This is a genomic window from Altererythrobacter sp. BO-6, from assembly GCF_011047315.1.
Classification (GTDB): Bacteria; Pseudomonadota; Alphaproteobacteria; order Sphingomonadales; family Sphingomonadaceae; genus Erythrobacter.
Genome location: NZ_CP049259.1, coordinates 1,802,366 through 1,828,509, shown reverse-complemented (window position 1 = coordinate 1,828,509; position 26,144 = coordinate 1,802,366). Strand labels below are relative to the sequence as shown.

At 64.6% G+C, this 26,144-nt stretch carries 26 protein-coding genes; 11 read left to right on the top strand and 15 right to left on the bottom strand.

Annotated features, from left to right (window positions below):
* Positions 1-85: 85 nt before the first annotated feature.
* The 6 genes from G6N82_RS08945 (at position 86) to G6N82_RS08920 (ending at position 6,585) form a co-directional block, all read left to right on the top strand.
* Complete coding sequence (locus tag G6N82_RS08945; RefSeq protein WP_165195717.1) at positions 86-541, top strand: DUF4402 domain-containing protein; 456 nt, start codon at positions 86-88, stop codon at positions 539-541.
* Positions 542-674: 133 nt separating this feature from the next.
* Positions 675-1,208: a DUF4402 domain-containing protein gene (locus G6N82_RS08940; RefSeq protein ID WP_165195715.1), complete on the top strand. Its 534-nt coding sequence runs from the start codon at positions 675-677 to the stop codon at positions 1,206-1,208.
* 135 nt (positions 1,209-1,343) lie between these two features.
* Positions 1,344-1,847 carry a DUF4402 domain-containing protein gene (locus G6N82_RS08935; RefSeq protein ID WP_165195713.1) on the top strand — a complete coding sequence of 168 codons (504 nt, stop codon included), beginning with the start codon at positions 1,344-1,346 and terminating at the stop codon, positions 1,845-1,847.
* Positions 1,848-1,912: 65 nt separating this feature from the next.
* Entirely contained in the window at positions 1,913-2,461 is a 549-nt protein-coding gene (locus G6N82_RS08930; RefSeq protein ID WP_165195711.1) for a DUF4402 domain-containing protein, read from the top strand.
* Between the two features lie 84 nt (positions 2,462-2,545).
* Complete coding sequence (locus G6N82_RS08925) at positions 2,546-3,499, top strand: hypothetical protein (protein ID WP_165195709.1); 954 nt, start codon at positions 2,546-2,548, stop codon at positions 3,497-3,499.
* A 107-nt stretch (positions 3,500-3,606) separates the two neighbouring features.
* The gene (locus tag G6N82_RS08920) at positions 3,607-6,585 is read left to right on the top strand and encodes a hypothetical protein (RefSeq protein WP_206520144.1); all 2,979 of its coding nucleotides are present in this window, start codon (positions 3,607-3,609) and stop codon (positions 6,583-6,585) included.
* Between the two features lie 890 nt (positions 6,586-7,475).
* On the opposite strand, the gene G6N82_RS08915 is transcribed toward G6N82_RS08920, so the two are convergent.
* From G6N82_RS08915 to G6N82_RS15000, 5 genes are all read right to left on the bottom strand, one after another.
* The gene (locus G6N82_RS08915) at positions 7,476-8,072 is read right to left on the bottom strand and encodes a hypothetical protein (protein WP_165195705.1); all 597 of its coding nucleotides are present in this window, start codon (positions 8,070-8,072) and stop codon (positions 7,476-7,478) included.
* A 96-nt stretch (positions 8,073-8,168) separates the two neighbouring features.
* Positions 8,169-8,705: a demethoxyubiquinone hydroxylase family protein gene (locus tag G6N82_RS08910; RefSeq protein WP_206520142.1), complete on the bottom strand. Its 537-nt coding sequence runs from the start codon at positions 8,703-8,705 to the stop codon at positions 8,169-8,171.
* Positions 8,706-8,715: 10 nt separating this feature from the next.
* Complete coding sequence (locus G6N82_RS08905; protein ID WP_165195703.1) at positions 8,716-9,204, bottom strand: disulfide bond formation protein B; 489 nt, start codon at positions 9,202-9,204, stop codon at positions 8,716-8,718.
* An 18-nt stretch (positions 9,205-9,222) separates the two neighbouring features.
* Positions 9,223-10,644, bottom strand: a complete 1,422-nt coding sequence (locus G6N82_RS08900; RefSeq protein WP_165195701.1) for a S41 family peptidase — start codon at positions 10,642-10,644, stop codon at positions 9,223-9,225.
* Between the two features lie 86 nt (positions 10,645-10,730).
* Complete coding sequence (locus G6N82_RS15000) at positions 10,731-11,255, bottom strand: peptidoglycan DD-metalloendopeptidase family protein (RefSeq protein ID WP_241255056.1); 525 nt, start codon at positions 11,253-11,255, stop codon at positions 10,731-10,733.
* 208 nt (positions 11,256-11,463) lie between these two features.
* On the opposite strand from G6N82_RS15000, the gene G6N82_RS14995 reads away from it, so the two are divergent.
* A complete protein-coding gene (locus G6N82_RS14995; RefSeq protein WP_241255055.1) occupies positions 11,464-11,946 on the top strand; it encodes a hypothetical protein in 483 nt (160 codons plus the stop codon).
* A gap of 37 nt (positions 11,947-11,983) precedes the next feature.
* Here G6N82_RS14995 and G6N82_RS08890 read toward each other — a convergent pair whose 3' ends face one another.
* The 4 genes from G6N82_RS08890 to G6N82_RS08875 all read right to left on the bottom strand — a co-directional run bounded on the left by G6N82_RS08890 (position 11,984) and on the right by G6N82_RS08875 (position 14,973).
* The gene (locus G6N82_RS08890; protein WP_165195699.1) at positions 11,984-12,406 is read right to left on the bottom strand and encodes a 23S rRNA (pseudouridine(1915)-N(3))-methyltransferase RlmH; all 423 of its coding nucleotides are present in this window, start codon (positions 12,404-12,406) and stop codon (positions 11,984-11,986) included.
* Between the two features lie 120 nt (positions 12,407-12,526).
* Complete coding sequence (gene rsfS / locus G6N82_RS08885; protein ID WP_165198109.1) at positions 12,527-12,895, bottom strand: ribosome silencing factor; 369 nt, start codon at positions 12,893-12,895, stop codon at positions 12,527-12,529.
* A gap of 138 nt (positions 12,896-13,033) precedes the next feature.
* Complete coding sequence (locus G6N82_RS08880; RefSeq protein WP_241255054.1) at positions 13,034-13,684, bottom strand: nicotinate-nucleotide adenylyltransferase; 651 nt, start codon at positions 13,682-13,684, stop codon at positions 13,034-13,036.
* An 11-nt stretch (positions 13,685-13,695) separates the two neighbouring features.
* Positions 13,696-14,973 (bottom strand): glutamate-5-semialdehyde dehydrogenase, encoded by a 1,278-nt coding sequence (locus G6N82_RS08875; protein WP_165195695.1) that lies wholly within the window; start codon positions 14,971-14,973, stop codon positions 13,696-13,698.
* Positions 14,974-15,223: 250 nt separating this feature from the next.
* Here G6N82_RS08875 and G6N82_RS08870 point away from each other — a divergent pair, with 250 nt between their 5' ends.
* The gene (locus G6N82_RS08870) at positions 15,224-16,387 is read left to right on the top strand and encodes a peptidoglycan DD-metalloendopeptidase family protein (RefSeq protein WP_277601939.1); all 1,164 of its coding nucleotides are present in this window, start codon (positions 15,224-15,226) and stop codon (positions 16,385-16,387) included.
* Between the two features lie 4 nt (positions 16,388-16,391).
* Positions 16,392-16,781, top strand: a complete 390-nt coding sequence (locus G6N82_RS08865) for a polymer-forming cytoskeletal protein (RefSeq protein WP_206520140.1) — start codon at positions 16,392-16,394, stop codon at positions 16,779-16,781.
* Between the two features lie 74 nt (positions 16,782-16,855).
* Here G6N82_RS08865 and G6N82_RS08860 read toward each other — a convergent pair whose 3' ends face one another.
* The 6 genes from G6N82_RS08860 to G6N82_RS08835 form a co-directional block, all read right to left on the bottom strand.
* Positions 16,856-18,529: a long-chain fatty acid--CoA ligase gene (locus G6N82_RS08860; RefSeq protein ID WP_165195691.1), complete on the bottom strand. Its 1,674-nt coding sequence runs from the start codon at positions 18,527-18,529 to the stop codon at positions 16,856-16,858.
* A 60-nt stretch (positions 18,530-18,589) separates the two neighbouring features.
* Positions 18,590-19,303 (bottom strand): DUF1013 domain-containing protein, encoded by a 714-nt coding sequence (locus G6N82_RS08855; RefSeq protein WP_165195689.1) that lies wholly within the window; start codon positions 19,301-19,303, stop codon positions 18,590-18,592.
* 120 nt (positions 19,304-19,423) lie between these two features.
* Complete coding sequence (locus G6N82_RS08850) at positions 19,424-20,503, bottom strand: glycosyltransferase family 1 protein (protein WP_241255257.1); 1,080 nt, start codon at positions 20,501-20,503, stop codon at positions 19,424-19,426.
* Between the two features lie 26 nt (positions 20,504-20,529).
* Positions 20,530-21,387, bottom strand: coding sequence for a UDP-2,3-diacylglucosamine diphosphatase (locus tag G6N82_RS08845; protein WP_241255256.1), 858 nt, complete (start codon positions 21,385-21,387; stop codon positions 20,530-20,532).
* A gap of 183 nt (positions 21,388-21,570) precedes the next feature.
* Positions 21,571-22,200: a glutathione S-transferase family protein gene (locus G6N82_RS08840; protein ID WP_165195684.1), complete on the bottom strand. Its 630-nt coding sequence runs from the start codon at positions 22,198-22,200 to the stop codon at positions 21,571-21,573.
* The gene (locus tag G6N82_RS08835) at positions 22,193-23,215 is read right to left on the bottom strand and encodes an NAD(P)H-quinone oxidoreductase (protein ID WP_241255053.1); all 1,023 of its coding nucleotides are present in this window, start codon (positions 23,213-23,215) and stop codon (positions 22,193-22,195) included. Before G6N82_RS08835 ends, G6N82_RS08840 begins: the two co-directional genes overlap by 8 nt.
* Positions 23,216-23,346: 131 nt before the next feature.
* On the opposite strand from G6N82_RS08835, the gene G6N82_RS08830 reads away from it, so the two are divergent.
* Both G6N82_RS08830 and clpA read left to right on the top strand, forming a co-directional pair.
* Entirely contained in the window at positions 23,347-23,550 is a 204-nt protein-coding gene (locus G6N82_RS08830; protein WP_165195682.1) for a DUF1192 domain-containing protein, read from the top strand.
* A gap of 137 nt (positions 23,551-23,687) precedes the next feature.
* On the top strand, positions 23,688-26,090 hold the full coding sequence (gene clpA / locus G6N82_RS08825; protein ID WP_165195680.1) for an ATP-dependent Clp protease ATP-binding subunit ClpA: 2,403 nt from the start codon (positions 23,688-23,690) through the stop codon (positions 26,088-26,090).
* The last annotated feature ends 54 nt before the right edge of the window (positions 26,091-26,144 follow it).

Sequence of the window (26,144 nt, the reverse complement as noted above, 5' to 3'; positions counted from 1 at the left end):
CCCCTGGCGCCGTGCCAAAGCCGTTCTCGCGTTCGCCGGGTTTGGCCTGCTTTCCGCGCCAGCGGCACAGGCAGAACCGGCGCAGGTGCAAATCATCCCGCAGTCAGAGCTGAGTTTCGGCACTTTCGCTGTGCCTTCCCGCGGGTTTCGCGAGGTATCGCCAACCGGTGCGGTCACCAGCTCGGGTATCTTTGCCCTGTCCGATACGGGCACCGGGCCAGCGCGCTTTACCGTCCAGTATGATCGCGGAAACAATGGCCGCAAGCGGTTGGATCTCGTGATCGAGCTGGTCTTCTCCGCTGCGCCCGTGTTTAACAACGGGGGCGTGGTGGCGCAGCTTAGCCGTTACCAGACCGATCTGCCGGGATATGGCGTGATCGAGGCAGGGCAGGTCATCCGGATCGAGATGCCCAACTGCCTGCAGCGGGTTTGCTCCAGGACCTTCAATGTTGGCGGGCGGCTCGACATCGACCGCAGCTTTGGCGGCGCGCGGGTGGCAATCCCCATCCCGGTTAACGCTGTCCTCGTATCGGTGCGCTGATTTGGGACATAGGTAGAGTTACGGAGCCTACCTGTCTGGACAATGTCACGCGTCGTCCTGATGGTCGACCCAGGCCATTGTGGAGGCAGGAACAATCAGGGCATTCTTGGGCCTTGCAGCGCGTTGGCGCCATTTGACGGCGGCCCCCGCCGTCGTGCTTGCCGCGCCCCTGCATGCCGCGCCAGGCAGCGAGGGCACTGCGGTCGGTGTCGCCACCGCAGAGGTGATTGCCCCGCTCAAGCTTGAGACACTTGAGCCGCTGGAATTCGGCACGATCGCTGTCGCGCCCAATGCCAGCGGATCGATCACTGTGCCTCCCTCGACCTCGCCAGCCACCTATTCAGGTGCACTTTCCGCCAGCTGCTCTGCCACGGCATTCTGCCGGGCCCAGCCGGCAAAGTTCGCAGTAACCGGCGCGCCCGGGCGGCATTACCGGATCGAGCATCCATCCGAGGCGACGGCACAGGCCGTCCGCGGCTCAGCGCCACTTTTGGCCGTAACGCAAATTTCGGTCGCCACCGAAAGCCTGGGCGGGGAGAGTGCTCGCGGCCTGCTAGGGCCCGACGGGACTGACGGATTCCGAATCGGCGGCACGCTGCAGATTCCGGGTGGGACACCGGCCGGAACCTACCGGGCGACACTGGATGTGGTTGTATCTTATGATTAAGGGCGATTTAGGAACGCACCTAACAGCATGATAAACAGGGATTTATCCCTAAGAACCAATTTTTAAGGCCCACGTAGTTATACCTATGTCTGCACCGGCAAGAGCTGGGCGAAGAAGACATCAGGAGACTATGTAATGAAAAAGATCGTTCTGGCAGCCTTTGCGGCCGCCGTCGCATTTCCGGCAGCCGCAGCGCCGGGCGATACTGACGACGCCACCGGCACTGCAACCGCAGTGATCGTTGCGCCGATCACGATTACCAACACCGGTTCGGGCTTGAATTTCGGCACCATCGCCCCCGACGACACTGCGTCAGGCACGGTGACCATCGGCTACACCGGCACCGCCACCCCAAGTGGCGTCGTCCTGGTCGCTGGTGCGACAACGCCGAGCGCGGACGAATTCACCGTCAGCGGTGAGGATGGCCAGGCTTACACGATCGACATCGACACCGATGTTACGCTCACACGGGCTGGGGGCACCGAGACGATGACCGCTACCCTTGATGCCGAATCGGCCGGCGACATCATCGGCGACGGCAATGATGTCTTCGCCGTTGGGGGTGAGCTGACCGTTGGCGCCGGCCAGGTGGCCGGTAGCTACAGCGGCACCTACACGGTCACTGCAACCTACGACTGATCCTTCTTTCGGGGTGGCCGCCAGCCTGAACTGGCGCGCGGCCACCCCGCATAAGGACCTGCCCCATGGCGCATCCCAACTCCATCAGAATGCTCAAGGGGCTTTTCGCACTGGGCGCAGCGTGTCTGGCAGTTGCCGGCCATGCTGCTCCAGGCGAGACCACGACCATCAATGGCACGGCCAGGGCGCTGGTCGTTCAGCCGCCGCAGGTCGAAGCTATCGACGATCTCCGCTTCGGCACGCTCCCGTCGCCGACGGCCGACTCCACTGTAACGGTATCGCACACCGGCGCGGTCACCAGCGCGCTTGACCTGACCGCTTTCCCCAGTGTCAGAGCGCCCGCGCGTTTCCTTGTCATCGGGGAGCGAAACAGCCGGTTCGTGACTACGGTATCGCCCAGCTTCCTCATCACGAACGCCAACGGCACCGCGATGACAGTGAACAACGTAACCTTCACCCGCCCGACCAGTGGCGGCAACGGGCAGAACCAGTTCAATCGCACCAATCAAAACGGCGTGTTTAACCTCTATGTCGGCGGAACGCTCAATGTTCGGGCCAACCAGGAAGCCGGGTCTTACAGCGGCGAATTCGACGTCGTAATCGTCTTTCTCTGACCTGTTGCCGCACGCCTAGGTGTTTACCCGTAATTAACCATAACAAATCATAAACAAGGTGACACAAACCGGGGGTCACCTGACATGATATCGCTATCCCGAACGCCACTCGCCCGCACCGGCGCGATCATGGCCGCCAGCTGCGCGCTGGCCAGCGTCCTTGCCTTCACACCATCGGGCTCCACCGCCCAGGAAACGCAAAACACGGCGCAGCCCGCCCCGCCTCCGCCGCCCGCGGGTTCTGTCGGCGGCATGGGTGACGTGAACCTGTTCCCGAAACGCGTGGTCCTCAACGGGCGCCGCGAGATCGCTTCGATCGGCCTCTACAACAAGACCACCAATGACGGCGATTACGAGATCAAGATCGTCGACATGGCGATGACGGCGGACGGACGCGTGGTGCAGTTTGCCAATATTGCCGATGAAACGATGAAGGCGCGGGTCAAGACCGCCAGCGGGCTGCTGCGCCATTCCCCGCGCCGGGTGGCCCTGCGCGGCAGCGAATCCCAGCTGGTCCGCGTCATGGCACGTGTACCGGCCGAAGTTCCGGACGGGGAATACCGGTCGCATTTCGTGGTCAGCTCAGTGCCGCAAGCCGCCGGTGGATTTTCCATCGAAAATGCCTCTGGCCAAGTCGACGAGAACAGCATCGCCGTGTCGATCCGGCCGCGCTTCGGCATCTCCATCCCGGTGATCGTCCGCATCGGCGCAACCACGCTGCAGACCGGCATCATCAATCCTTCGGTCATCACCGAAGCCGATGGGTCGAAAGCGATCGCTTTCACCCTGACCCGCGCAGGCACCCGCTCCGCCTATGGCAATGTGGTGATCACCGCCCGCGGATCGAGCGAACCGGTCGCGATTGCCAAGGGCATCGGCGTCTATCCCGAGGTCGACAGCAGGGATGTCGCGATTGCCGTGAATCCCGAAATCGACCCCGCGCTGGTTGCATCGGGGGCCCGGCTGAAAATCGAATTCGTCGACGATGACTTCGAGCCTGGCACCACGCTCGCCGCGCAAGAATTCGTGGTGCCTTGAGCAACCGGAAACTCATCCGGAACATCAGCGCCGTCAGTCTGGGGGCGGTTGCCCTCGCGCTGTGCTCGCTTCCTCGTCAGGAGGATAGCGAGAGCAAACGCATGCCCATGCCCTCGCCAGATGAACAGGGCGCAAAGAAGCAACCAGCCCCTGAGCGGGCCGAGATCCCGAAGCCCGCTTTCGGTCTGAATGCGAAAGCCCCCGCAGGCCTGGCCAGACCGGCCAAGGCCGCGAACGATGCCGCCGTGGTGGAGCCGGTCATAGCGCCGCCCGCTGCGCAGACAAAGCCGCCCGCACCCGCGCCGCCAGCCGTGTTGCCGGAACCGGCGGCTCCGGTGGTACCGGCTTTGCCCGTACTTGAGCCGAAGCCACAACCGCGCGCCGAACCCGTGATTGCACCGCCGCCCGTTCAGGCGCCCGTCGCCGCGCCGTCCATCCCGATCGCAATGGACGAGCCGGAGCCGGTTGCACAAATCGCCGCGGAGCGAGCGGAACCGGAATCGGAAAGCGAACTGGACGCGGTGGCGATCGGCCCCGCTCCTGTCGTTGTAGCCGATGAATCCCCCGCTCCGGCCGTGGCGCTGCCCGTCATCGCTCAGGCCGCTGTGGCGGTCGAAGAAGCGCCTCCGGTGCCGTTCGGCGATCCAATCGACCAAAGCGAGGATCGCTCGGCAGTCAAGGTGTGGGACTTTGCCACCGGGGTGCGGATCAGCCCCGTTACTCCGGCGTATCAGGGGCTGGAAACCAACGACAATGGCGAAGCGGCGCCAGCGGCGATTGCAGAGGTGGGCGCGGAACCTGCGCCCGAACCGGTGCTCGTCGATCAACCCGAATCGGCTGCGGTAGCGGACGAGGTTGACGCACCGATGGAAATCGCGGTCGCCCCCGAGCCCCAGCTGGCCGCAGAACCGATCCCGGCTGACACCGACACAAGCGAAATTGCGCATTCCGAAACTGTGCAAGTGGTCGATACAGTATTAGCCAGCGAGGAAATCGACGCTTCACAATCATCCTCGCCGCAAGACAGCGCGCGGGTGTGGGATTTTGCCACCGGCAAGCCGCTACATCCGGCTGCGACGGCTCAAGCGAGCGAGCCGGTGACTGCCGCGCCACAGGTTGAAAGCGAGCCGCAAACCGAGGCACCCGCTGCAACACCTGCGACTGCGGCAGAGAAGATTGAGCCAACCGCAACACCGAAGGCCCGCGTTTGGGATTTCGCCACGGGCAAGCCGCTCTATGAAGACGCCGAAGCTCTGGCGCCCGCCTCGCCACAGCGCGCCCATTCCGGCGCACCGCTAGTGATCAGCCCGCAGGACGAGCTGATCCTGGAAGTGAAGGTGAAGGGTGTCGACGCCAGCGACACCATCATCGCCTATGGCACGCCGGATGGAGTGTACCTGCCGCTTGGCACCATGGCGCGCATCCTCGACCTGGCACTGACCGTCAGCGATGACGGGCATTACGCCCACGGCTGGCTGCTGGAAGAAGACCGGGTGCTGTCGATCGACCTGCGCCAGGGCATCCTGGAATTCGAAGGCCGCAAGCTTGAGCTCGACCGGTCGCTGGTCGCGGCGTTCGAAGGCGAGATGTATCTCCATATCGACCAGTTCGCGCGCTTCCTGCCGATCGAGATCAAGGCCGATCTTCGCTCCATGGCGGTGCTGATCACCACGCTGCAGCCCTTCCCCTTCGAATTGCGGGCGCAGCGCGAAGCGCAGCGCAAGCGGCTGGAAGCGCGCGAGGGACGGCCCGAAGGCCGCGAGTACGAACGCGTTGACCTGCCGTGGGAAGCGGTGAGCGTGCCTGCCGCCGATGTCGAGCTGCGCGCGGTGTCCGATAGCGGCAACGGCCCGCGCATCGAAGGGGACCTGCGACTCGCTGGCGACCTGGGATATCTCACCGCCGTAGCCTTCCTGAGCGGTGAGACCAAGAACGGCCTCACTGCCTCGCTGCTCGAACTGGGGCGGGTCGACCCCGATGGTGAATTGCTCGGCCCACTCAAGGCCACGGCCTTCTCGTTTGGCGACGTGTCGACCGAGAGCATGCCGCTTGGCCTGCGCAGTGTCTCCGGGCGCGGCTTCAACGTTACCAATGCCGAATCGCAGCTGACCTCGGTGTTCGACCGGGTCGACCTGCGCGGCATCCTGCCGACCGGATACGAAGTCGAGCTCTACCGCAACGAGGTGCTGATCGGTTCGACCCGAGAAGCAGTGAATGGCCAGTATGAATTCCTGCAGGTGCCGGTGGATTTCGGGCTCAACGTGTTTCGGCTGGTGTTCTACGGGCCGCAGGGCCAGCGCAGCGAAAGCGTGCGCCGGATCAGCGTGGGCGACGGGCGCGTCGCCAAGGGCAAGCTGGTCTATAATTTTGGCGCGGCGCAGCGTGAGCGCAATCTGCTGGGCGTGACCCCGCCCGATTTCATCCCGCCGCGCGAATATGGCGAATGGCGCGCGGGCGGCCAGTTGGCTTACGGGGTGAGCGAAGGTCTCACCGCCTTGCTGAGCGGCGCCTGGTTCGAGCGCGAAGGAGACCGCTGGGTCACCTCCGCGGGGATCCGCACCGGCATCAGCGGCCTGGCCGTGAAAGGCGACGTAGGCATTGCCGATGGCGGCGCTACAGCGTTGGCTGGCGGGATCGGCGGGCGCTTCGGGGCTTCGGCGGTAACGCTGAGCCACACCGAATACAGCGGCCTGTTCCCGGACGAGACCAAGTTCATCGGCCTGCAATACCTGCGCCGCGCGACCGAAGTGGATTTCAACACCACGCTCAAGTTGGGCAATGAGGTATCCGGCCTGGTCGTTCCCCCTGAGCGCGCGGCTGCGCAACTATACCGGGGTCGACGGGCGCGACACGCTGCAGGCTTCGCTGCGCGCTTCAACCCGCTCCTCAGGCCTGCTGCTGTCCAACACGCTCGACTATGCGCGCACGCAATCGCCCGATTTCGAAGCGAACGCGCGGCTGTTTGGCAATTTCGACCTGACGACGCTCGGCAGTTCCGATACGCGGGCGCGCCTCTCGCTCGGTTACCAGCTTTCCCCCACCACGAAGCTGACCACCGCAGGTCTGCAAGTCGATCATGCCCTTGATGAACGAACCTCGCTGCGCGGATCGGCCAGCTATGACTTTACCAGCAAGTCCCCCGGCTTCGGGGCTTCGGCGGTGCGCGAGTTCGAGCGCTTCAGCCTGGCGCTGGATGGCAATTACACCTTCTCGAACGACAATTATTACGTTGGTTTGCGGCTCGGATTCAGCCTGGGCCGCGACCCCTTAAGCAAGCGCGTGTTCATGGCGCGTCCGGGCATGGCGACGCAAGGCGGGGCGGCCCTGCGCGCCTTCCAGGACCTGGACGGCGATGGCACCTATGGCCCGAGCGACAAGCTGCTGCCTGACGTCGATTTCGTGGCTTTCAACCAGACCGCAACGACCGATGCATCCGGCATCGCCCGGGTACAAGGGCTTGGCACGGGCCGCAGCGTCGGGATCCAGATCGACCCGACCAGCCTGCCCGATATCAACCTGGCGCCGGCGAAACCGGGGCTAGAAGTTGTGCCGCGCGCCGGGCGTTTGCAGGCGCTCGACTATCCAGTGCTGGCGGTCAGCGAAGTGGAAGGGGTAGCGCGTTTCGTTTCCGATACGGGCAGCAAGGAAGTGTCGGGCGTGCGCCTGACGCTGACCGATGAGAATGGCAAACTTGCCGGAATGGTGCGCACCGAAGTGGATGGGTATTACTTCTTCGAACGGGTGTTGCCGGGCCGCTATCGCTTGTCGATCGACCCGGAACAGGCGGGCCGGCTCAATCTGTGCCCGGTCGAACCAGGCACGATCACTGTGGGTTATGAGCCCGATGTGGTGGTGCGCGATATCGAAATTCGCAGCTGCACCAATCCCCGGCCGGTTATCGCACAGGCCGATCAGGACGGGCAAGGTCCTCAACCGGGCCCCGCCAGCGGATCTCGCTGATCCGGCTTTGTCCGGATTACTGTCCGCCAGGACCGCTGTCGGGTTCAGCCGCGCCCTCGCCGGCCACGGAAGGTAGCGCTTCCTCGCCGGGCAGCGGCTGCTGCCGCTCGCGCTCGAGCCGCTCCATATATTCGCGCTCGATCTGCTCGACCCGTGCCTGTTCCTCCGCCGCGCTTTGGTCGATGGTGGAGAGGCGCTTGGCCCGCGCCTCTTCGATCAGCTGCCCGAACCGCACTTTCGAGCTTTCGCTGCGATCGGCATAGGCCGCCTCGATCATCTGCTGGGTGCAGCCGGTCCAGCCGCCTGCCCCGGCCGCATCGCACGACATGGTGCCGAATGCGCCGATCATCTTGTAGCTTTCGACCCTGCGGCTCCAGGCGGTGTTCTGCGGGCTGCCACTGCTGCGCAGGTTTTCCGGGATGCGATAGCGTTCGGCCTCCACCAGGATTTCGCAGATGATGATCTCGTCACCCTCAGGCTGCGGGCATTCCTCTTCGCTATAGGCAATCACCATGTTGACCTTGTCGCTGCCGGTGTCTTGCGCAGCGACGGGGGCAGCGGCGAGCAGCGGAGCAGCGACCAGCAGGGAAGCGGCGAGTGGGCGAGCGATCATCTCAGATTCCTCGAGAAAGTGTCCAATTGGGCGGCATAACACCGCATGTCAGTTGAATAGCATATGAAGCGGCGAATGTCCGCGCTTTGATGCTGCTCAAATCCGTTCGGCCAGCTTGATCGCCGCGCGACAGCCCAGCCGGATCACGCCTGACAGCAGCGGATAGGCCGGCGCCCGTTCTGCCCCGGCAGCCAGCGCGGCATCGCGGTGTTGGCGCTCGTCCTCGCGGAATTCGTGGATCATCTCGGCCAGCTCGGGATCGGCGCCGGTTTCCTGCAGGCGGTCGAGCTGTTCCGAATAATGGCGATCGATTTCCTCTTCGACCGCGGCGGTACACGCCATCGCCGCTTCGGGGCCGATCAGCGCGGTCGCCGCGCCCAGCGCATAGCCTGCGACCGACCAGAACGGCTGCAAGGCCGTGGGGCGCACGCCGCGCTGCGCCATCAGCGCATCGAACCGCGCGCGATGGCCCGCTTCCTGTTCGGCCATATGCAGGATTTCCTGCGCATGCGGGCCGCGATTGCCCATCACCGCGAGCTGACCGGCATAGATCCGCGTCGCGCCGAACTCGCCCGCCTGATCCACCCGGATCATCTTGTGCATTTCGTCGCGCGGGATCGAAGATGTGGTCATCGGCAGGCCTTCAGTTCGCGTTTGCGCTGCGGCGCAGCAGCGCCAGTATCATCACACCAACGCCGCAGGAGATAAGGAAGTTCCATCCGGCGAGCGACACGCCGAACAGGTCCCACGGGGCAGCATCGCAGCGAATAATCGGCGCATTCATGATCGCGTCAAGCGGATTGCCGTCAAGCGGCACCGTAGTCGAACAGGCGGTCAGCCCTTCCCACCAGCCATATTCCACCCCGGCGTGAAAGCCACCGATCGCCCCGGAGACGAAGATCGCGAGGCCCGCCAGCCCAATCCACGCGCGGCGAGGCGGCGCAATGAAGGAAAGCAACGCCAAGGCCAGCGCGGCGAAATGCGGATAACGCTGCCACCAGCACATCTCGCATGGGTAAAGGCCGAAGCCATATTGCGCGAGATAGGCCCCGCCCAGTAGCAGTGCGGGAATGGCGAGCGCCAGGTGTTGTGCAAGCAGATCGGCGGTGCGCCCGCCCGGTGTCGTATCCATGACCCGCGGCTAGCCGATTTATTTGCGCAGCGCCACCGTAGCGCGCGTGGTGCGGCGCAGGGTTTCCAGCGCATAGTGCAGCTGGAAGTCCTTCACGCCCTGCTCTTCCAGTTCTGCCGCAGTGAGGCGGAAGCGCGGATCGACCTTCTTGTCGGCCTCCAGCGCGTCGTCGCTCAGGCCCAGCTCGTTGACCAGGTGGCCGCGCAGGTCGCTCTCGCGCATCACATATTTGTTGCGCCGCTCGAGATCGGGATCCGACAGCTGCGGCACTTCGATATCGGGCTTTATCCCGCCTTCCTGCACCGAATGCCCGGCCGGCGTGTAGTAGCGCGCGGTGGTGAGCTTGAGCGCGGCTTCGCGGCCCAGCGGCAGCAGCGACTGGACGCTACCCTTGCCGAAGCTGCGATCGCCCATGATCAGCGCACGGCGGTGGTCCTGCAGCGCACCGGCGACGATTTCGGAAGCCGAAGCCGAGCCCGCATCGATCAGCACGATCAGCGGCACGCCTTCAGCGATCTGGCCCATGAATTTCTGCCCTTCCTGACGCGGCAGGTGGCGATAATTGCTCCAGTCATCGGCGTTGTAATGCGCATTCTCGCCCTGCGCGCGGCCGCGCTGCGACACGATCCGCCCTTCATCGAGGAACAGGTCCGACAGCGCAATCGCTTCATCAAGTGAGCCGCCCGGGTTAGAGCGCAAGTCCAGTACCAGCCCGCTCATCCGGCCCGCCGCTTCGGTGCGCAGCGCCTGCCATGCGGCAAACACGTCACGCCCGACATTGGTGGAGAATTCGTTGACGGTGATCACACCGATCTTGCCGCTTTCCAGCTTGTAAGTGACCGGCTCCAGCTCGATCACGCCGCGCGTTACGGAAAGCTCCAGCGGTTCGTCGCGGCCGGGGCGGAAGATGGTGAGCTTGATCGAAGAACCCTCGGGCCCGCGCATTTGCGCGACTGCGTCATCCAGGTCACCGCCATAGATCAGCTTGCCATCGAGGTGCGTGATGAAATCGCCAGCCTTGATCCCGGCCTTTTCCGCCGGGCTGCCACGGAAAGGCGAGATCACCTTCACCGCGCCATCTTCCATCACCACCGACAGGCCAAGGCCCGAATAATTGCCGTCGATCAGTGTCGTCAGCCGCTGCAATGCGGCGCCATCGACATAGGCCGAATGCGGATCCAGCGCGCCGAGCATGCCGTCAATCGCGCCGCGGATCAGCACTTCGTCATCGACCGGCTCGACGTAATTGGCCTTGATCTGCTGGTAAGTCGCGAAAAGCTTTGCGAATTGCGGCCCGGCGCGCCCATCGACCTGCGCCATGCCGGCGGTGGTGACGGGGATCAGCGCGACGGCCGTGACAAGGGCGGCGCTGCGCAAAAGATCGGCGATCTCGCATAGGCTTTGAAGCTCCTGTTCTTGTGCAACTGTATCGCGCAGCATGTCTTAACGCCAGATGAGAGCGAAAGCGCGTCCCGCAGCGGTGCGAAACCGGTCCCGATCCTTGCGCACCATCAACCCCAGTGCGCTTACATGAAGTCGAGCGGGTTGACCGGCTTGCCCTCGCGGCGCAGCTCAAAGGTAATCGCCGGATTGCGCGGCGGGGCGGTGCCGATCGGGCTGCCGCCGATCACGCTGTCTCCCGCCGCAACCGTCACCCGCGCGAGGCCGGTAATCAGGCTGGTGAAGCCGTTGCCGTGCTCGATAATCACGATCTCGCCATAGCCGCGATAGGGCCCGGCATAGGCGACGCGGCCCAGCGTTGGCGCGATTACCTGTGCCCCGCCTGCGGGCGCCAGCTGCAGCCCGGTGGCGGCAAGCCCCGCCTCGCCGCTTTCGCCGAACCCGGCCAGTGTGCGCCCCTGCACCGGCAGCTGGAGCGGGGCGGGAAGGCCGGTTGACCTTGGCGTGGGCCGGGCTGCGGCGGTCATCACCACCTTGGACGCGCCGGGGCGCGGAGGGCGGATCACCGGCCCTGGCAGGGCGGCGAGTTCCTGCCGAAGGCTGGCCGCGCGATCGAAGTTCGCCGACCAGCGCATCAAGGTCCCGCGCATTCTCCGTCAATGCCAGCGCCCTTTCGCTTTCGCGCTGGGCAATCTGGCGTGCCTCGCGCGAGGCGAGCCGCTGCTGCGACGCCAGCGCATCTAGCCGGTTGCGCCGCTCGGCGAGCTGGCTTTCGCTGTTCTTAAGGCGGGCGAGCTGTTCACCCGCCTCGCGCTCGAGCGCGCGGCCTCGGTCAAGCTCGCTGCGCAGGCCCGCAGTGTGGGCCTGTATTTGCGGCGCTGCGGTTTCCAGCACGGCGCGCACATAGACCGTATCCTTGAGCGACCCCGGTTGCAGCGCGGAAAGCACCAGCGGGCGGCGCGCGATATTCTGCAGCGCGCCCGCCAGCTGCGCCAGCGGTTGCTGCTTCTCGGCCAGCCGCGCATCAAGCACGCGGCGCTGGTCGGCGATGAGGACGTAGCGCGCCTGCGCCGCCAGGATATCGGCCTCGGCCTGCTGGATCCGCGCGGCCAGTGCTGCTGCTTCGCGCGCGCTCCGGCTCGCCGCTGCACCCGCCTCCTGAGCTTCGCGCTCGAGCCGCTCGGCCCGCTCTGCCGCGTCCAGCGCAGCGCGTTCGGCGCGGTCTACCGCTTCGCGCGCAGTCGAGGGATCGCTCAATGCCGGAACCGTCGCCAGCGCAAGCGCGCCAGTCGGCCCGCCAAGCGGCAGCAAAGCCAGCAGGGCAGCACACAGGAGCAATAGCCCGACGAGCATAAAGGGTTGGCGCAAAGTCACAGGCCTATCCTGCCCGATGATAAGGATGCCCTGCAAGGATTGTCGTAGCGCGATAGAGCTGTTCCATCAGCATCGCGCGTGCCAGCAGATGCGGCCATGTCGCCTTGCCGAAGGCCAGCAGCAGGTCTGCCCCGGCGCGATCCTCCTCGCTGTGCCCGTCCGCCGCGCCGAGCACGAAGCGCGCCTCGCGCATTCCGTCATCGCGCCAGCGACCGATGATCTCGGCGAGTTCTTCGGAGGTCAGGTTGCGGCCCTTCTCGTCGAGTAGCACGGTCTTGCAGGGGGTCTGCGGATCAGGAATGCGCCCACCGGTTTCAGGCAATTCGGTCAGTTTTACCGGCCATGTGATCCGCTTGGCATAGCGCGCGACGAGTTCTTCCTCGGGCGAGCGCGCAATCTTGCCACGGGCGATAACGTGTAACAGCATCAATGACACTCTATCGGTCCGCGGCTGGCGGACCGCAAGGGCAACCGGCCGCCCGCAGCGACGCGACCGTCAAGTCGCGTGAGCGAGGATTTGCAGCCGCGCAGGCGGCTGTGCAAAAGGTTACGCCGTGCCGACCTGTTTGCTGTCGCCTTCGCCGAAGCCCCACATCCGCTCAAGGTTGTAGAAGCTGCGCACTTCGGGGCGGAACAGGTGGACCACGACATCGCCGGCATCGATCAGCACCCAGTCGGCAGCGGGCAGCCCTTCGATCCGGGCGGAGCCGAAGCCTTCCTGCTTGATCTTTTCAGCCAGCTTTTGCGCCATCGCGGCGACCTGGCGGGTCGAACGGCCCGATGCGATCACCATGTGGTCAGCAATGGAGCTCTTTCCCTCAAGCGGGATCGAGACCACTTCTTGCGCCTGGTCGTCATCGAGCTGTGCCAGCACCAGCTGGTGCAGCACATCGGCGGTTTTCGCAGGCTTAGCCATCGCTGGCTGGGCCTTGCGTGCGATATCGGCCGTGGCCGAAAGGGTTTGCGCCTGGTTCATAGGCGGTTTCGGTTCTCCTGTGCGTGGGGAAATGCAGGCGAAGGATCGCGGGTGGGCCGGAAACGCGGAAATTGCGTCTCATGCACCCTCCTCGCAAGCGACGAGATGGTGAGTCACATTGTCTCGCGGTGAGTGGCCGGAATAGCGCAAAGCCCAGCCCGGATCGGCGCGGCGGATCGCCGTGGCCGAGCGTGGATCGGGATCAAATCGCAATAACACCAGTGCCGGTGCGCTCCATCTGCCCCCTTTTGACAAACTGGCCTTCGGCACGCGGTAGCGCCTGAGCCAAGCCATGGCGGGGCTCGCCAAGGCAGTGTCATCATAACCCGGCCTGGCGATCACCGCAATCGGCATCATGCGGGCGATGGTGCGCCATTTTCGCCACAGGTGAAACTGCGCGAGATTGTCCGATCCCATCAGCCAGACAAATTCGCGTTTGGGATAGCGTCGCTGCAGCGCGCGCAGCGTATCTACCGTGTAGCGCGTGCCCAGATCGCGCTCGATCGCCGTCGGCACGATGCGCGTTCTGCGCGCGATTGCCTGCGCCGAAGCGAGCCGGGCGGCGAGCGGCGCCATCCCCTTTTTCGGCTTTAGCGGGTTGCCGGGCGAAACCAGCCACCACGCCTCGTCCAGGTCCAGCGCCTCAATCGCGAAGCGGGTGATCCGGCGATGCCCGCCGTGCGCCGGATTGAAGCTGCCGCCCAACAGGCCGGTGCGAACGGGAATCATGCTGCGCCGGGTCAGGGGCGCGCCTGCCCGCTGCCGCGCACCTGCCATTTGTAGGTCGTCAGCCCTTCGAGCGCGACCGGGCCGCGCGCGTGCAACCGCCCGGTGGCGATGCCGATCTCCGCCCCCAGCCCGAATTCGCCGCCATCGGCGTATTGGGTCGAGGCATTGTGCATCACGATCGCGCTGTCGACTTCGGACAGGAATCGGTCGGCAGCGGCTACATCCGCGGTGATGATCGCTTCGGTGTGGTGCGAAGAATGGCGCGCGATATGCTCCATCGCGGCATCCAGCCCGTCGACCATCGCCACCGATGCCACGGCGGCGAGATATTCGGTGTCCCAGTCATTGTCGCTCGCCGGGATCACCCGGCTGTCGAGCGCCTGGATACGGGCGTCGCCGCGCACTTCGCAGCCGGCGTCGATCAGCGCGGCGACCAGTTCGCCCGCAGCGGGATAGGCCGCGTCGACCAGCAGCGTCTCCAGAGCGCCGCAGATGCCCGTCCGCCGCATCTTGGCGTTGACCACCACTTCGCGCGCCATCGCCGGATCGGCAGCAGAATGGACATAGGTGTGGCATATCCCGTCGAGGTGCGCGAGCACAGGCACGCGCGCGTCATTCTGGACCCGCTCGACCAGGCTCTTGCCGCCACGCGGCACGATCATGTCGATCAGCCCGGCGGCCTTGAGCATGGCGCCCACTGCGGCGCGATCCTGCGTCGGCATCAGCTGCACTGCTTCGGGAGAGACTCCGGCAGCACCCAGCCCGCGCACCAGCGCGGCGTGGATCGCCCGGTTGGAATGGACCGCTTCACTGCCCCCGCGCAGCAGCGCGGCATTGCCCGCGCGCACGCACAGTGCGGCGGCATCGGCGGTTACATTGGGGCGGCTTTCGTAGATGATCCCGATCGTGCCGATCGGCACGCGCACCCGGCTGAGCCGCAAGCCATTGGGCCGCTCGGTCGTGTCGATCACTTCGCCGACCGGATCGGGCAATTGTGCCACCGCCTCGACCCCGGCAGCGACGCCCTCAAGCCGCGCCTCATCCAGCCGCAACCGGTCAAGCATGGCGGGCGATAGCCCGCGCGCTTCACCTGCCTCGATATCACGCGCATTCGCCGCAAGGATCGCCGATGCATCCCCGCGCAGAGCCTTGGCGGCACTTATCAGCGCTGCGGCCTTGGCGTCACTCGGCACGGCTGCCAGCATGCGCTGCGCCGCCCGCGCCTTGCGCGCAAGCCGCTCAACCAGGGCGACGGGATCGGAAACGGCGCTGTCAGCAAGGGTAGCCATGGCTAGGTCCTTAGCAGCCGGCCGGCATCCTGTCAGCGGTCGAATCTGCGAATCTGGCGCACGGAAAAACCGCGAGACTTGGTGAAGATTCCGCGGCGAAAAATTAGGGTTTCTTTCAGATGAAACGATTCATCGCGCGAAGGTTTCGACTCGCCCCGTGCGTTAAGATTTGATTCGACCTCTCACGGTAACGCCGATAGGCACTCACGCCGGGTCGAACGCTCGTAAAAAACCACCGAGAGGGGTCGCATTGCACAATCAACTTCCCGCCAGCGGATGGGGTGAACGCTTGCGGCGCTGGTTCCCGGATCGCGAATTCTTCATGCGGTCGCAGGGTCAGGTCCGTTTCATCAAGATATCCTCGCGCGTCCAGATGACCGCTGCTGCCATCGTCTTGGCGCTGCTGGTCGGCTGGGCGATTTCCATGGCAGCCATGGCGTGGACGCAATATCGCGCGCAGGCCGACCGGCTGTCGCTGCTCGAGCGCGAGGCGCGCGTCGCCACCGCTACGGAGCGTGTCAATGCCTATCGCGACAATCTGGAGGCGGTGACGCAGGATCTCGTCAAGCGGCAGGAATTCCTCGAGCAGATCACCGAAGCGATCCCGGCTGACGTCAAATCGGAAAGCGCGGTGTCGGATTCGTCGACTGAGGCGGCCGCCACTGTCGACAAGGTGAGCGCTGCCATTCCCGAAGCCGCCGCGCTCGCGCAGATCGAAGCACGCCAGCTGGCCTATGTCGAACGCCTGACCCGCTATGCCGATCGCCGCGCCGAACGCAGCGCGCAGGCGATGCGCAAGCTGGGGCTCGATCCCAAGGCGATGCTGCGCCGCGCCGAACAGCAGGCGATGGGTGGTCCGCTCGAAATCCTCGCCACTTCCGCCAATGGCCAGGTCGACCCGCGGTTCGAGCGGCTCGGGCTTAGCCTGGCCCGCATGGCCGCGCTGGAGGAAAGCCTGGACGGAATTCCGCAGGTCAATCCCACCAGCCGCCGCATGACCCAGGTTTCTTCCGGTTTCGGCTATCGCCGTGACCCCTTCACCCGCCGCGGCGCCATGCATCAGGGACTCGACTTCAAGGGGCCGATCGGCGCACCGATCTATTCTGCCGCCAAGGGCCGCGTCAGCTTCGTCGGGCGCAAGCACGGTTATGGCAATGTCGTCGAGGTGAGCCACGGCAACGGTGTGATGACCCGCTATGCCCACCTCTCGCGCTTCAATGCCAAGGTGGGCCAGAACGTCGAAGCGGGCGACCTGATCGCCGCGCTTGGCAACACCGGCCGCTCGACCGGCCCGCACCTGCATTTCGAAGTGCGCATCAATGATCGCGCGGTCAATCCGCGCCCCTTCCTGGAGACAGCGCAAAATGTTCTCAAAGAAGCCCGCGGAACCGACGCGGCCGATCGGGGCGAGTAGTTCTATGGCCAGCAACTCCACTTTTTCCGTCATCGGATCCGACGTCACCATCAAGGGTGACATCACCGCCTCGGCCGATTTGCATGTCGATGGCACGATCGAAGGCGACATCGCCTGCGCCTCGCTGGTGCAGGGCGAAACCAGCTCCATTACCGGCGGCATCACGGCTGAAACCGCACGTCTGGCCGGCAAGGTATCCGGCTCGATCCGCGCGCGCGAACTGGTGATCCTGCGCAGCGCCCGCATCGAAGGCGATGTGCATTACGAAGCGCTGACGATCGAACAGGGTGCGCATGTCGATGGGCGCTTTGCCCATGGCGCGCGCAACCGCGCCAGCGACGCTCCGGCCAAGCCGGCATCGGGCGACGAGCCCAAGTTGGGCCTCGTCAGCTAATCCGATCATTCGGTTTTGGGAGAGAGAGGGCGCCCTTTGCCGGGTGCCCTTTTTCGTTGGAGCGGTCAGCTGCTTCAGCCCGGCAGCACTTCTGCGCGCAGCGCCTTGCGATCGAGCTTGCCGATGATGGTCTTGGGCAGGCCGTCGCGCAGCACAATTTCATCGACCCGCTCGTGCTTGCCGACATGGCTATTGAGCCATTCGCGCAGTTCATCTGCCGTCGCCGCCTGGTCCGGATTGAGCACTACATAGGCACGCGGCATTTCGCCCAGATATTCGTGCGGCACGCCAATCACCAGCGCTTCCTTGACCGCCGGATGCTGCAGGATCACATCTTCGACCTGGCTCGGGAAAACCTTGAACCCGCCCACGGCGATCATGTCCTTGATCCGGTCAACGATCTTGAGGAAACCGTCTTCGTCGATCACGGCAACATCGCCCGTGCGCAGCCAGGTCTTGCTGCCGCGCTCGATCAGCACTTCGGCCGAGGCTTCCGGGCGGTTCCAGTAGCCTTTCATGACCTGCGGGCCATGCACCGCCAGCTCGCCCGGCTCACCCGCAGGCGCGAGCTTCGCCGGGTCTTCCTTGTCGAGCAGGATCACTTCCGTACCCGGCACGACCTGCCCGATCGTGCCGCGCTTACGCATCCCCTCATAAGGATTGGCGGAGACCACGCCCGAGCTTTCCGTGAGGCCATAGCCCTCGACCAGCCGCACCCCGGTCTGCTCCTCGAATTTCGCATGCACCGGCGCGGGCATCGGCGCACCGCCCGAAATGCAGACCTTGAGCGAGGAGAAATCGGTGCGGGCGAAATCCGGATGGTCGAGCAGGGCCTGGAACATCGTCGGCACGCCGGGGAAGCCGGTGGTGCGCTTGCCCGCGATCGTCGCCAGCACCTGCCTGGCCTCGAAGCGTGGGACCATCGCGATCGCGCCGCCGCTCGCCACTGCATGGTTGAGCAGCGCGGTATTGGCGAAGACGTGGAAGAACGGCAGTGCGCCCATGAACACTTCGTTTTCGGGGTTGGCGAAAGGATTGATCGCCGCAACCTGCTGCGCATTCATCGACAAATTGGCATGGGTCAGCATCGCCCCCTTGGGGCGCCCGGTGGTGCCGCCGGTATATTGCAGTAGCGCGAGATCCTGCGAGGTAAGCGAAACCTGGGGCGGTGAAGCGGCCGCGCCGCTGGTTACGGCGCTCCAGCGCAGCACGGCAGTGCTATAATCGACCTTGGCAATCTTGCTGCGGCCCAGCACCTTCAGCGCCAGGCCTTTGTACCACGGCAGCATGTCCGCCAGCGAGCCGACCACCAGCCTTTCAAGGGCAGACGCTTCGAGCACGGCGCGGGCGTTGCCATAAAGCTCCGGCACGTCGAGCGTTACCAGCAGCCGCGTACCCGAATCCGCCACCTGGTGGCTTAGCTCGTCGACCGTGTAGAGCGGCGAGAAGTTCACCACCACGGCACCCGCCATCATCGCGCCATAATAGGCGGAGGCGTAAATCGGGACATTGGGCAGGAACAGGCCGACGCGGTCACCCGGGGAAATTCCCTGCGCAATCAGGTCATTGGCAAAGCGCTGCGCCTCGTCATGGATCGCGCGATAGGAATAGGTCCGCCCCAGGAAGTGCAGGAACGGCGCATCGCCGCGCCGCGCGACGGTGCGCGCCAGCAATTCGGGCAGCGTCAGCGGCTCGAACTGCGTGTCCCAGGGTGTGGGATGATGATATGCCGACCTGCTTACATCCATGTAAGCAGGATGGCCGATACCCCGCTGGCGCACAAGCGAAAAGCGCGCCGGAGCAGCGGCTTAGTCTTCGCCGGCTGCCTCGCTCGCTTCCGCAGCGCGCTTCGCCGCCAGCCAGGCTTCGGCCTCGGCTTCCTGCGCGGCCTCGGACGCTGCCTTGGTGCTCGCATCGCGTTCGGCGCGGAGCTGCTCGATCAGCTTTTCCTTGTCGCTGCGGTTGTCGGCTTCGACTGCTTCCGCGGTCGCCTCGATCCCGGCGCGCTTGGCGGCCTTGGCCACCACCGCATCAAGTTCGCGCTGCGAGCACAGGCCCAGCGTCACCGGATCCTTCGGCTGGATGTTCTGGATGTTCCAGTGGGTGCGCTCGCGGATAGCGGTGATGGTGTTGCGGGTGGTGCCGATCAGCTTCGAGATCTGCGCATCGGAGATTTCCGGGTGGCTGCGCAGGATCCAGGCGATGCCATCGGGCTTGTCCTGCCGCTTCGACACCGGGGTGTAGCGCGGGCCTTTGGTGCGGGTCACTTCGACCGGGGCCTGCTGCATCTGCAGCTTGTATTCGGGATCGGCCTGGCCGCGCTCGATCTCGGCCTGGGTCAGCTCGCCCGCGTGCACCGGGTCGCGGCCGGTGTACTTGCTGCCGGCCAGATCGTCCGCCATCGCCTGCACTTCAAGGATATGCAGGCCGCAAAATTCGGCAATCTGTTCAAAGCTGAGCGCGGTGTTGTCGATCAGCCAGGTGGCGGTGGCGTGCGGCATCAGCGGAGTGGGCTGGCCCATGATAAAACTCCCGTAAAAATAGAAGGGCCGCCCCTTGCGGAGCGGCCGTTGTGGGCGGGTAGATAGGGGAGGAAGACGGATTCGGCAAGCGCAATGGCACAGCACGCGCAAGAAGGGGGCTCAGGCAGGCAACGCGGCCAACGCTTCCTCTACCTCGGGATCGAGCGCGGCGAGGCCGGAGAGGAACTGCGCTGTGGCCGCTTCCCAGCTGAAGCTGGCGCCATAGCGCGCGCATTCGTCGCGGTCGCAGTAGCGCGCGGCGTCGATCGCCCGGTGCAAGCGGGCGGACAGCGCGCCGACCCGGTCGGTGACAATGTCGAGCGGACCGGGCACGGGAAAGGCAGCGACCGGGGTGCCGCAGGCGAGCGCTTCGATCATCACCAGCCCGAAAGTGTCGGTGCGGCTGGGGAACACGAAAACGTCGGCCCCGGCATAGCAGCCCGCCAACTCGCGCCCGCTGCGCCGCCCGAGGAAATGCGCCGCAGGGAAGCGCGCCCTAAGCTCGGCCAGCGCCGGCCCGTCGCCCACCACCACCTTGGTGCCGGGATATTCGCAGCCAAGGAAAGCCTCGATATTCTTCTCGACCGCGACCCGGCCGACATAGAGCAGGATCGGGACCTCCATTGCCGCATATTCGGGCGGCGGCGGCGCATCGGCCGAAAAGCAATCGAGATCGACCCCGCGGCTCCAATGATGCAGCCGTTCCACGCCATGTGCGCGCAATTCGCTGCGGATCGTCTCGGTCGCCACCATCACGCGCCGGGCGGGGCGATGGAACCAGCGGATATAGGGCCAGAACACGTCTGGCGAGAGGCCGGTCCGCCGGGCAACATAATCGGGGAATTGCGTGTGATAGGCAGTGGTGAAAGGCACGCCATGGCGCGTGCAGAAGTTGCGTGCGGCAAGGCCGAGCGGCCCCTCTGTGGCGATATGCACCGCGTCGGGCCTGAGCCGCGCCAGCCGCCGCCCGACTGCGCCGGGCCAGGTCAGCGCCAGCCGGATCTCGGGATAGGTCGGGCACGGCAACGAACGGTAGTTGTCCGGCGAGATAACGGTAACCTCATGCCCCCAGTGGCGCAGGATTGTGCTGGTTGCCTCAAGCGTACGCACCACGCCATTGGTCTGCGGATGCCAGGCATCGGTGACGATGGCGATGTGTTGCGGGTCCGCCGATGCTTCCCCTCCAGTCGCGGCGCTGATTCCGGCATCGAGCGACACGAGCAGGTTCACGCCGCCTCCCTTTGCCGCTCGTGCGCATCATCCGCCGACACAGCTTCGGCCTGGCGTTCGCGCAGCGCGACCTCCGCGGGCCAATGGAGAATCTCCATCCGTCCGTCGAAATGCTCGACCAGCGCGGTGCAGCCTTCCACCCAGTCGCCGTCATTCCAGTATTCGATGCGCCGGCCGTTATGCGCGAATTCGCGGAATTCGGCGGTATGGATATGGCCGCAGACCACCCCGTCGACCCCGCGTTCACCCGCCGCCTTGGCCACCACCTGCTCGTAGCGGCCGATGAATTCGACCGCGTTCTTGACCTTGTGCTTGGCCATTTTCGACAGCGACCAATAGGGCAGGCCCAGCCGCCGCCGCGCCGCATTTACCCAATTGTTGAGCCCCATCATCAGGTGGTAAAGCGCGTCGCCGACGAAAGCGAGCCAGCGATGCGCCAGCATCACTGCGTCGAATTCGTCGCCATGCAGCACCATCAGCCGCCGCCCGTCTGCCGTGTCGTGAAACGCTGCGCGGCGGATCTCGACCCCGCCGAAATCGAGCCCGGTGAACTGGCGGAACATCTCATCATGATTGCCGGGGATATAGACGATCCGTGTGCCGCGGCGGGCGCGCTTGAGCACGCGCCAGACGATGTCGTTATGCGCCGCGGGCCAGTAAAACTTCTTCTTCAGTCGCCAGCCATCGATGATGTCACCCACCAGGTACATGGTGTCGCTGTCGGTATGGTCGAGGAAGTCGATCAGCAATTCGGCATTGCAGCCCTTGGTGCCCAAATGCACGTCACTGATCCAGATGGTGCGATAGCGGCGCCGTTCGATCCCGGTTGGCTCAGGCTTGCTGAGCGGGCGCATCGGGAATGCGGCGACGGGACTGGAAGATGGCGCTTCTGCCGGAAGCGGCAAGGCTGGCGAGAGTGGCTCGACCATGGTTCATGCTCCTGCGACAAGCATCTGTCGCCGAACATCCCTGGCAGCGAATTGTTACAGGGGATTCACAACGCTGTGACTGTTCGTGGTCACTGCGACAGTTTGGCGTCAATCCATCGCAAGAAAATCGGGCAGCCCCCGGACCCGGTCGATCCAGCTGCAGATATGCGGATAATCCTCCAGCCCGAAGCCGCCTTCTTCTGCCACATGGGTGTAAGGAAACAGCGCAATGTCAGCCAGCGTCACTGCACTGCCGGCGATCCATTCGCTGCGCGCCAGGTGTCCGTTCATCAGCCGCAAGGCCTCGCACCCGGCGGCGCGCTTGGCGAGGATCTGCCCGCGCTGCTGCTCGCTCAAATTCGCTTCGCCCACGAAATGGAGCCAGAACCGCAGCGTCGCGACGTTGGGCTCGTGGTTGTACTGTTCGAAGAACATCCAGCGCAGCATGTCCGCCTGTTCGAACCGGCCTTCCGGGATCAGGTGCGACCCGCTGGCCAGGTACCAGCAGGCGGCATTGCTTTCCGGCAGCATGCGCGTGCGCCCTTCGCGCGCAATTTCCAGCACGGGAATGCGGCCGTTGGCATTCACATTGGCGAGGAAATCCGGATCGCGCGTCTCGCCTTTCAGGATATCGTACTGGCGCGTCTCGAGCGGGATGCCGAGCAGCGCCGCGGTGAGCTTGATCTTGTAGCAATTGCCGCTGCGCGGATCCTCATGGAGGGTATAGATTTCAGCCATCGGACACCTTTAGCACGATCTTGCCGATATGCTCGCCAGCTTCCATCCGGGCATGCGCGGCAGCGGCATCGGCGAGCGCAAAGGTCTGATCCATCACCGGCTTGAGCTCGCCCGAGGTGAACAGCGGCCAAGCGTTCTGCGCAATCTCGTCCGCCAGCGCGGTCTTGAAGGCATCGCTGCGCGGGCGCAAGGTCGAGCCCGTCAGCGTAAGGCGCTTCATCATCACCAGCGCCATGTTGAGTTCCGCCTTCGGCCCGCCCAGCACCGCAATGGTGACATGGCGCCCATCTTCGGCGAGGCACTGGAGGTCGCGCGCCACATAATCGCCCGACACCATGTCGAGCACGACATTGACGCCCTTGCCGCCGGTGAAATCCCTCGCCGCCTGGACGAAATCGGTCTCGCGGTAATTGATCGCCAAATCCGCACCCAGCTCGCGCGCGGCCTCGCATTTGGCTTCATCGCCACAGGTCACGATCACCTTTGCTTCGAACGCCTTGGCCAGCATGATCGCCATGGTCCCGATGCCCGAAGTGCCGCCATGCACCAGCAGGGTCTCGCCGTCGCATAGCATGCCGCGCTCGAACACATTGTGCCACACGGTGAATAGCGTCTCAGGGAGCGCCGCCGCCTCGGCCAGCGGCATGCCTTCGGGAACAGGCAGGCAATGGCCCCAGGGCGCGGCGCAATATTCGGCATAGCCCCCTCCGGGCGTAAGCGCGGCTACCGTCTGCCCCAGCAATTCGCGCGGCACCTCGCTGCCGACCGCGACCACTTCGCCTGCCACTTCCAGCCCCGGCAGCGGCGAAGCGCCCGGCGGCGGCGGATAGTGCCCCGCGCGCTGGATACAGTCGGGCCGGTTGACCCCGGCATAGGCGACCTTGATCAGCACATCGGCAGGTTTGAGTTCGGGAAGGGCGAGTTCGCGCACGGTCAGCACTTCCGGCCCGCCGGGCGCATCAAAGCCCACTGCCCGCATCGTTTCAGGTAAATGCTGCGAATTGCTGTCGGTCATGCGGTCTGCGCCCCCACTTCGCCGGTGCTGTGGCACGGGGGAGACACTCCACGCGCCCTTTGCACCTCGCCAGCGCACTAGCTGCGCTTGCCATTGACAGCAAGCCACACGAATTGCGATGCTGCACGCAGATGGATGACGACAATCTTCCCCGCCCCCGGGGCGATGCAGCCAGCAAACTCGCTGCGGAAGACCTGTCACCCTATTCGCAAGGTGAGCTGGAAGAGCGTATCGCCCTGCTCGAAGCGGAAATCGCCCGGGTGGAACAGCATCGGCTCAAGGCTGCTGCGCACCGCAACGCGGCCGACGCGCTGTTCAGGAAGCCGGACCCATGAGGCCCGCTCGCGCATTGAAGATTCGCAATTGCGCGCAAGACACCCATATCGCGGGTAACCGCGAGCGGCCACTTAACCATTCGCCTTCACTTTCTCCCGCAAGGGAGAACTTCCGCCACCCGAGATAGAGTACCTCCATGCCCAGTTTCGCCCAGAACCTTGAAAGAACGCTGCACAACGCGCTCGGCAATGCCTCCGAGAGGCGGCACGAATATGCCACGCTCGAGCATTTGCTGCTGGCGCTGATCGATGACGAGGACGCAGCGCAGGTGATGGCGGCCTGCGGCGTGGACCTCGCCGAACTGGGCGAAGTGGTGAAGCAATATCTCGACCAGGAATATCAGTCGCTTAAGACCGAGGACGGCGCCGATCCGCAGCCGACCGCCGGTTTCCAGCGGGTGATCCAGCGCGCAATCCTGCACGTCCAGTCTTCAGGGAAGGACACGGTGACCGGCGCGAATGTGCTGGTGGCGCTGTTTTCGGAGCGCGATTCCTACGCCGTCTATTTCCTGCAGCAGCAGGACATGAGCCGGCTCGATGCGGTCAGCTATATCAGCCACGGCATCGGCAAGGGTGGGCGCCAGCTCGAATCGAAAACGCCGCAAGGCAGCGACGAGGCCCAGGCGGAAAGCGGCGAACAGGCAAAGGAAAGCGGCAACAAGAAGGAAACCGCGCTCGACCAGTTTACCGTCAATCTCAACGCCAAGGCCAAGGCCGGGAAGGTCGATCCGCTGATCGGCCGCGGGCCGGAGGTTGACCGGACGATCCAGATCCTGTGCCGCCGCAGCAAGAACAACCCGCTCTATGTCGGCGATCCCGGCGTCGGCAAGACCGCGATTGCGGAAGGGCTGGCGCGCAAGATCGTGGAAGGCGATGTGCCCGAAGTGCTGCAGGATGCGGTGATCTATTCGCTCGACATGGGCGCTCTGCTAGCCGGTACGCGCTATCGCGGCGACTTCGAGGAGCGGCTGAAGCAGGTCGTCAACGAACTGGAGGCCATGCCCGAGGCGATCCTGTTCATCGACGAGATCCACACGGTGATCGGCGCGGGCGCGACCAGCGGCGGCGCGATGGATGCGTCGAACCTTCTCAAGCCCGCGCTGTCTAATGGTGCGATCCGCTGCATCGGTTCGACCACCTACAAGGAATTCCGCAACCATTTCGAAAAGGATCGCGCGCTGCTGCGCCGGTTCCAGAAGATCGATGTGAACGAGCCGACGATCGAGGACACGATCAAGATCCTCAAAGGACTGCGCAGCGCGTTCGAGGATCATCACAAGGTCAAATATACGCCCGATGCGATCAAGACTGCGGTCGAGCTGTCCGCGCGTTACATCAATGACCGCAAGCTGCCGGACAAGGCGATCGACGTGATCGACGAAGTCGGCGCGATGCAGATGCTGGTGCCGCCCAGCCGCCGCAAGAAGAAGATCACCGCCAAGGAAATCGAAGCGGTGATTGCTACGATGGCGCGGATCCCGCCCAAATCGGTCAGTTCCGACGACAAGAAGGCACTGGAGAATCTCGAGCGCGACCTGAAGCATGTCGTGTTCGGGCAAGATGAGGCGATCACTCGCCTTGCCACTGCGATGAAGCTGTCGCGCGCGGGCCTGCGCGATCCGGACAAGCCGATCGGTTCGTTCCTGTTCAGCGGCCCGACCGGCGTCGGCAAGACCGAAGTCGCGCGCCAGCTCGCCTCGATCATGGGGATCGAGCTCAAGCGGTTCGACATGTCCGAATATATGGAGCGGCACAGCGTTTCGCGGCTGATCGGCGCACCTCCAGGCTATGTCGGCTATGACCAGGGCGGCCTCCTGACCGATGCGATCGACCAGAACCCGCATTGCGTGCTGCTGCTCGACGAGATCGAGAAGGCCCACCCTGACCTGTTCAACATCCTGCTGCAGGTGATGGATAACGGCCGCCTGACCGACCATCACGGCAAGACGGTCGATTTCCGCAATGTCGTGCTGATCATGACCACCAATGCCGGGGCCGCGATGATGGCAACGCAGGGAATCGGGTTCGGCGACGTGTCGAAGGAAGACGCGGGCGAAGAAGCGGTGAAGAAGATGTTCACCCCGGAATTCCGCAACCGCCTGGATGCGATCGTGCCGTTCAGCTATCTCGGCAAGAGCACGGTGTCGCGCGTGGTCGACAAGTTCATCCTCCAGCTCGAGCTGCAGCTGGCCGAACAGAACGTCCACATCCAGTTCGACAAGGATGCGCGCGACTGGCTGGCCGACAAGGGTTACGACAAGCTCTATGGTGCGCGCCCGATGGGCCGCCTGCTGCAGGAAAAGATCAAGCAGCCGCTCGCCGAAGAGCTGCTGTTCGGCAAGCTGTCGGATGGCGGCGAGGTGCATGTCAGCATCAAGGACGGCAAGCCGAGCTTCGAGCTGACCCCGGCGGCGCCCAAGGTGAAACCCGCCAGAAAGGCCGCCGCCAAGAAAAAGCCAGCCGCAAAGAAACCCGCTTCGAAGAAGCCGCAGGCCGGAGCAGGAAGTGACGCTGGCGGCGGCAACGAGGACAACAGCTAGCTTTCCCTCGCCAGATATGCATGATCGCGCCCCTTAGCACTTAGCCAAGGGGCC

What these genes read in the sequence shown, in the direction of transcription:
- G6N82_RS08920 (WP_206520144.1), top strand. Translation starts at nt 3,607, where the DNA reads ATGCCCTCGCCAGATGAACAGGGCGCAAAGAAGCAACCAGCCCCTGAG.
- G6N82_RS08935 (WP_165195713.1), top strand. Translation starts at nt 1,344, where the DNA reads ATGAAAAAGATCGTTCTGGCAGCCTTTGCGGCCGCCGTCGCATTTCCG.
- G6N82_RS08860 (WP_165195691.1), bottom strand. Translation starts at nt 18,529, where the DNA reads ATGGATGTAAGCAGGTCGGCATATCATCATCCCACACCCTGGGACACG.
- rsfS (WP_165198109.1), bottom strand. Translation starts at nt 12,895, where the DNA reads ATGGCTAAGCCTGCGAAAACCGCCGATGTGCTGCACCAGCTGGTGCTG.
- G6N82_RS08855 (WP_165195689.1), bottom strand. Translation starts at nt 19,303, where the DNA reads ATGGGCCAGCCCACTCCGCTGATGCCGCACGCCACCGCCACCTGGCTG.
- G6N82_RS08905 (WP_165195703.1), bottom strand. Translation starts at nt 9,204, where the DNA reads ATGGATACGACACCGGGCGGGCGCACCGCCGATCTGCTTGCACAACAC.
- G6N82_RS08910 (WP_206520142.1), bottom strand. Translation starts at nt 8,705, where the DNA reads ATGACCACATCTTCGATCCCGCGCGACGAAATGCACAAGATGATCCGG.
- G6N82_RS08875 (WP_165195695.1), bottom strand. Translation starts at nt 14,973, where the DNA reads ATGGCTACCCTTGCTGACAGCGCCGTTTCCGATCCCGTCGCCCTGGTT.
- G6N82_RS08845 (WP_241255256.1), bottom strand. Translation starts at nt 21,387, where the DNA reads ATGCGCCCGCTCAGCAAGCCTGAGCCAACCGGGATCGAACGGCGCCGC.
- G6N82_RS08915 (WP_165195705.1), bottom strand. Translation starts at nt 8,072, where the DNA reads ATGATCGCTCGCCCACTCGCCGCTTCCCTGCTGGTCGCTGCTCCGCTG.
- G6N82_RS15000 (WP_241255056.1), bottom strand. Translation starts at nt 11,255, where the DNA reads ATGCGCGGGACCTTGATGCGCTGGTCGGCGAACTTCGATCGCGCGGCC.
- G6N82_RS08865 (WP_206520140.1), top strand. Translation starts at nt 16,392, where the DNA reads ATGGCCAGCAACTCCACTTTTTCCGTCATCGGATCCGACGTCACCATC.
- G6N82_RS08930 (WP_165195711.1), top strand. Translation starts at nt 1,913, where the DNA reads ATGGCGCATCCCAACTCCATCAGAATGCTCAAGGGGCTTTTCGCACTG.
- clpA (WP_165195680.1), top strand. Translation starts at nt 23,688, where the DNA reads ATGCCCAGTTTCGCCCAGAACCTTGAAAGAACGCTGCACAACGCGCTC.
- G6N82_RS08835 (WP_241255053.1), bottom strand. Translation starts at nt 23,215, where the DNA reads ATGACCGACAGCAATTCGCAGCATTTACCTGAAACGATGCGGGCAGTG.
- G6N82_RS08925 (WP_165195709.1), top strand. Translation starts at nt 2,546, where the DNA reads ATGATATCGCTATCCCGAACGCCACTCGCCCGCACCGGCGCGATCATG.
- G6N82_RS08900 (WP_165195701.1), bottom strand. Translation starts at nt 10,644, where the DNA reads ATGCTGCGCGATACAGTTGCACAAGAACAGGAGCTTCAAAGCCTATGC.
- G6N82_RS08830 (WP_165195682.1), top strand. Translation starts at nt 23,347, where the DNA reads ATGGATGACGACAATCTTCCCCGCCCCCGGGGCGATGCAGCCAGCAAA.
- G6N82_RS08880 (WP_241255054.1), bottom strand. Translation starts at nt 13,684, where the DNA reads ATGATTCCCGTTCGCACCGGCCTGTTGGGCGGCAGCTTCAATCCGGCG.
- G6N82_RS08890 (WP_165195699.1), bottom strand. Translation starts at nt 12,406, where the DNA reads ATGCTGTTACACGTTATCGCCCGTGGCAAGATTGCGCGCTCGCCCGAG.
- G6N82_RS08840 (WP_165195684.1), bottom strand. Translation starts at nt 22,200, where the DNA reads ATGGCTGAAATCTATACCCTCCATGAGGATCCGCGCAGCGGCAATTGC.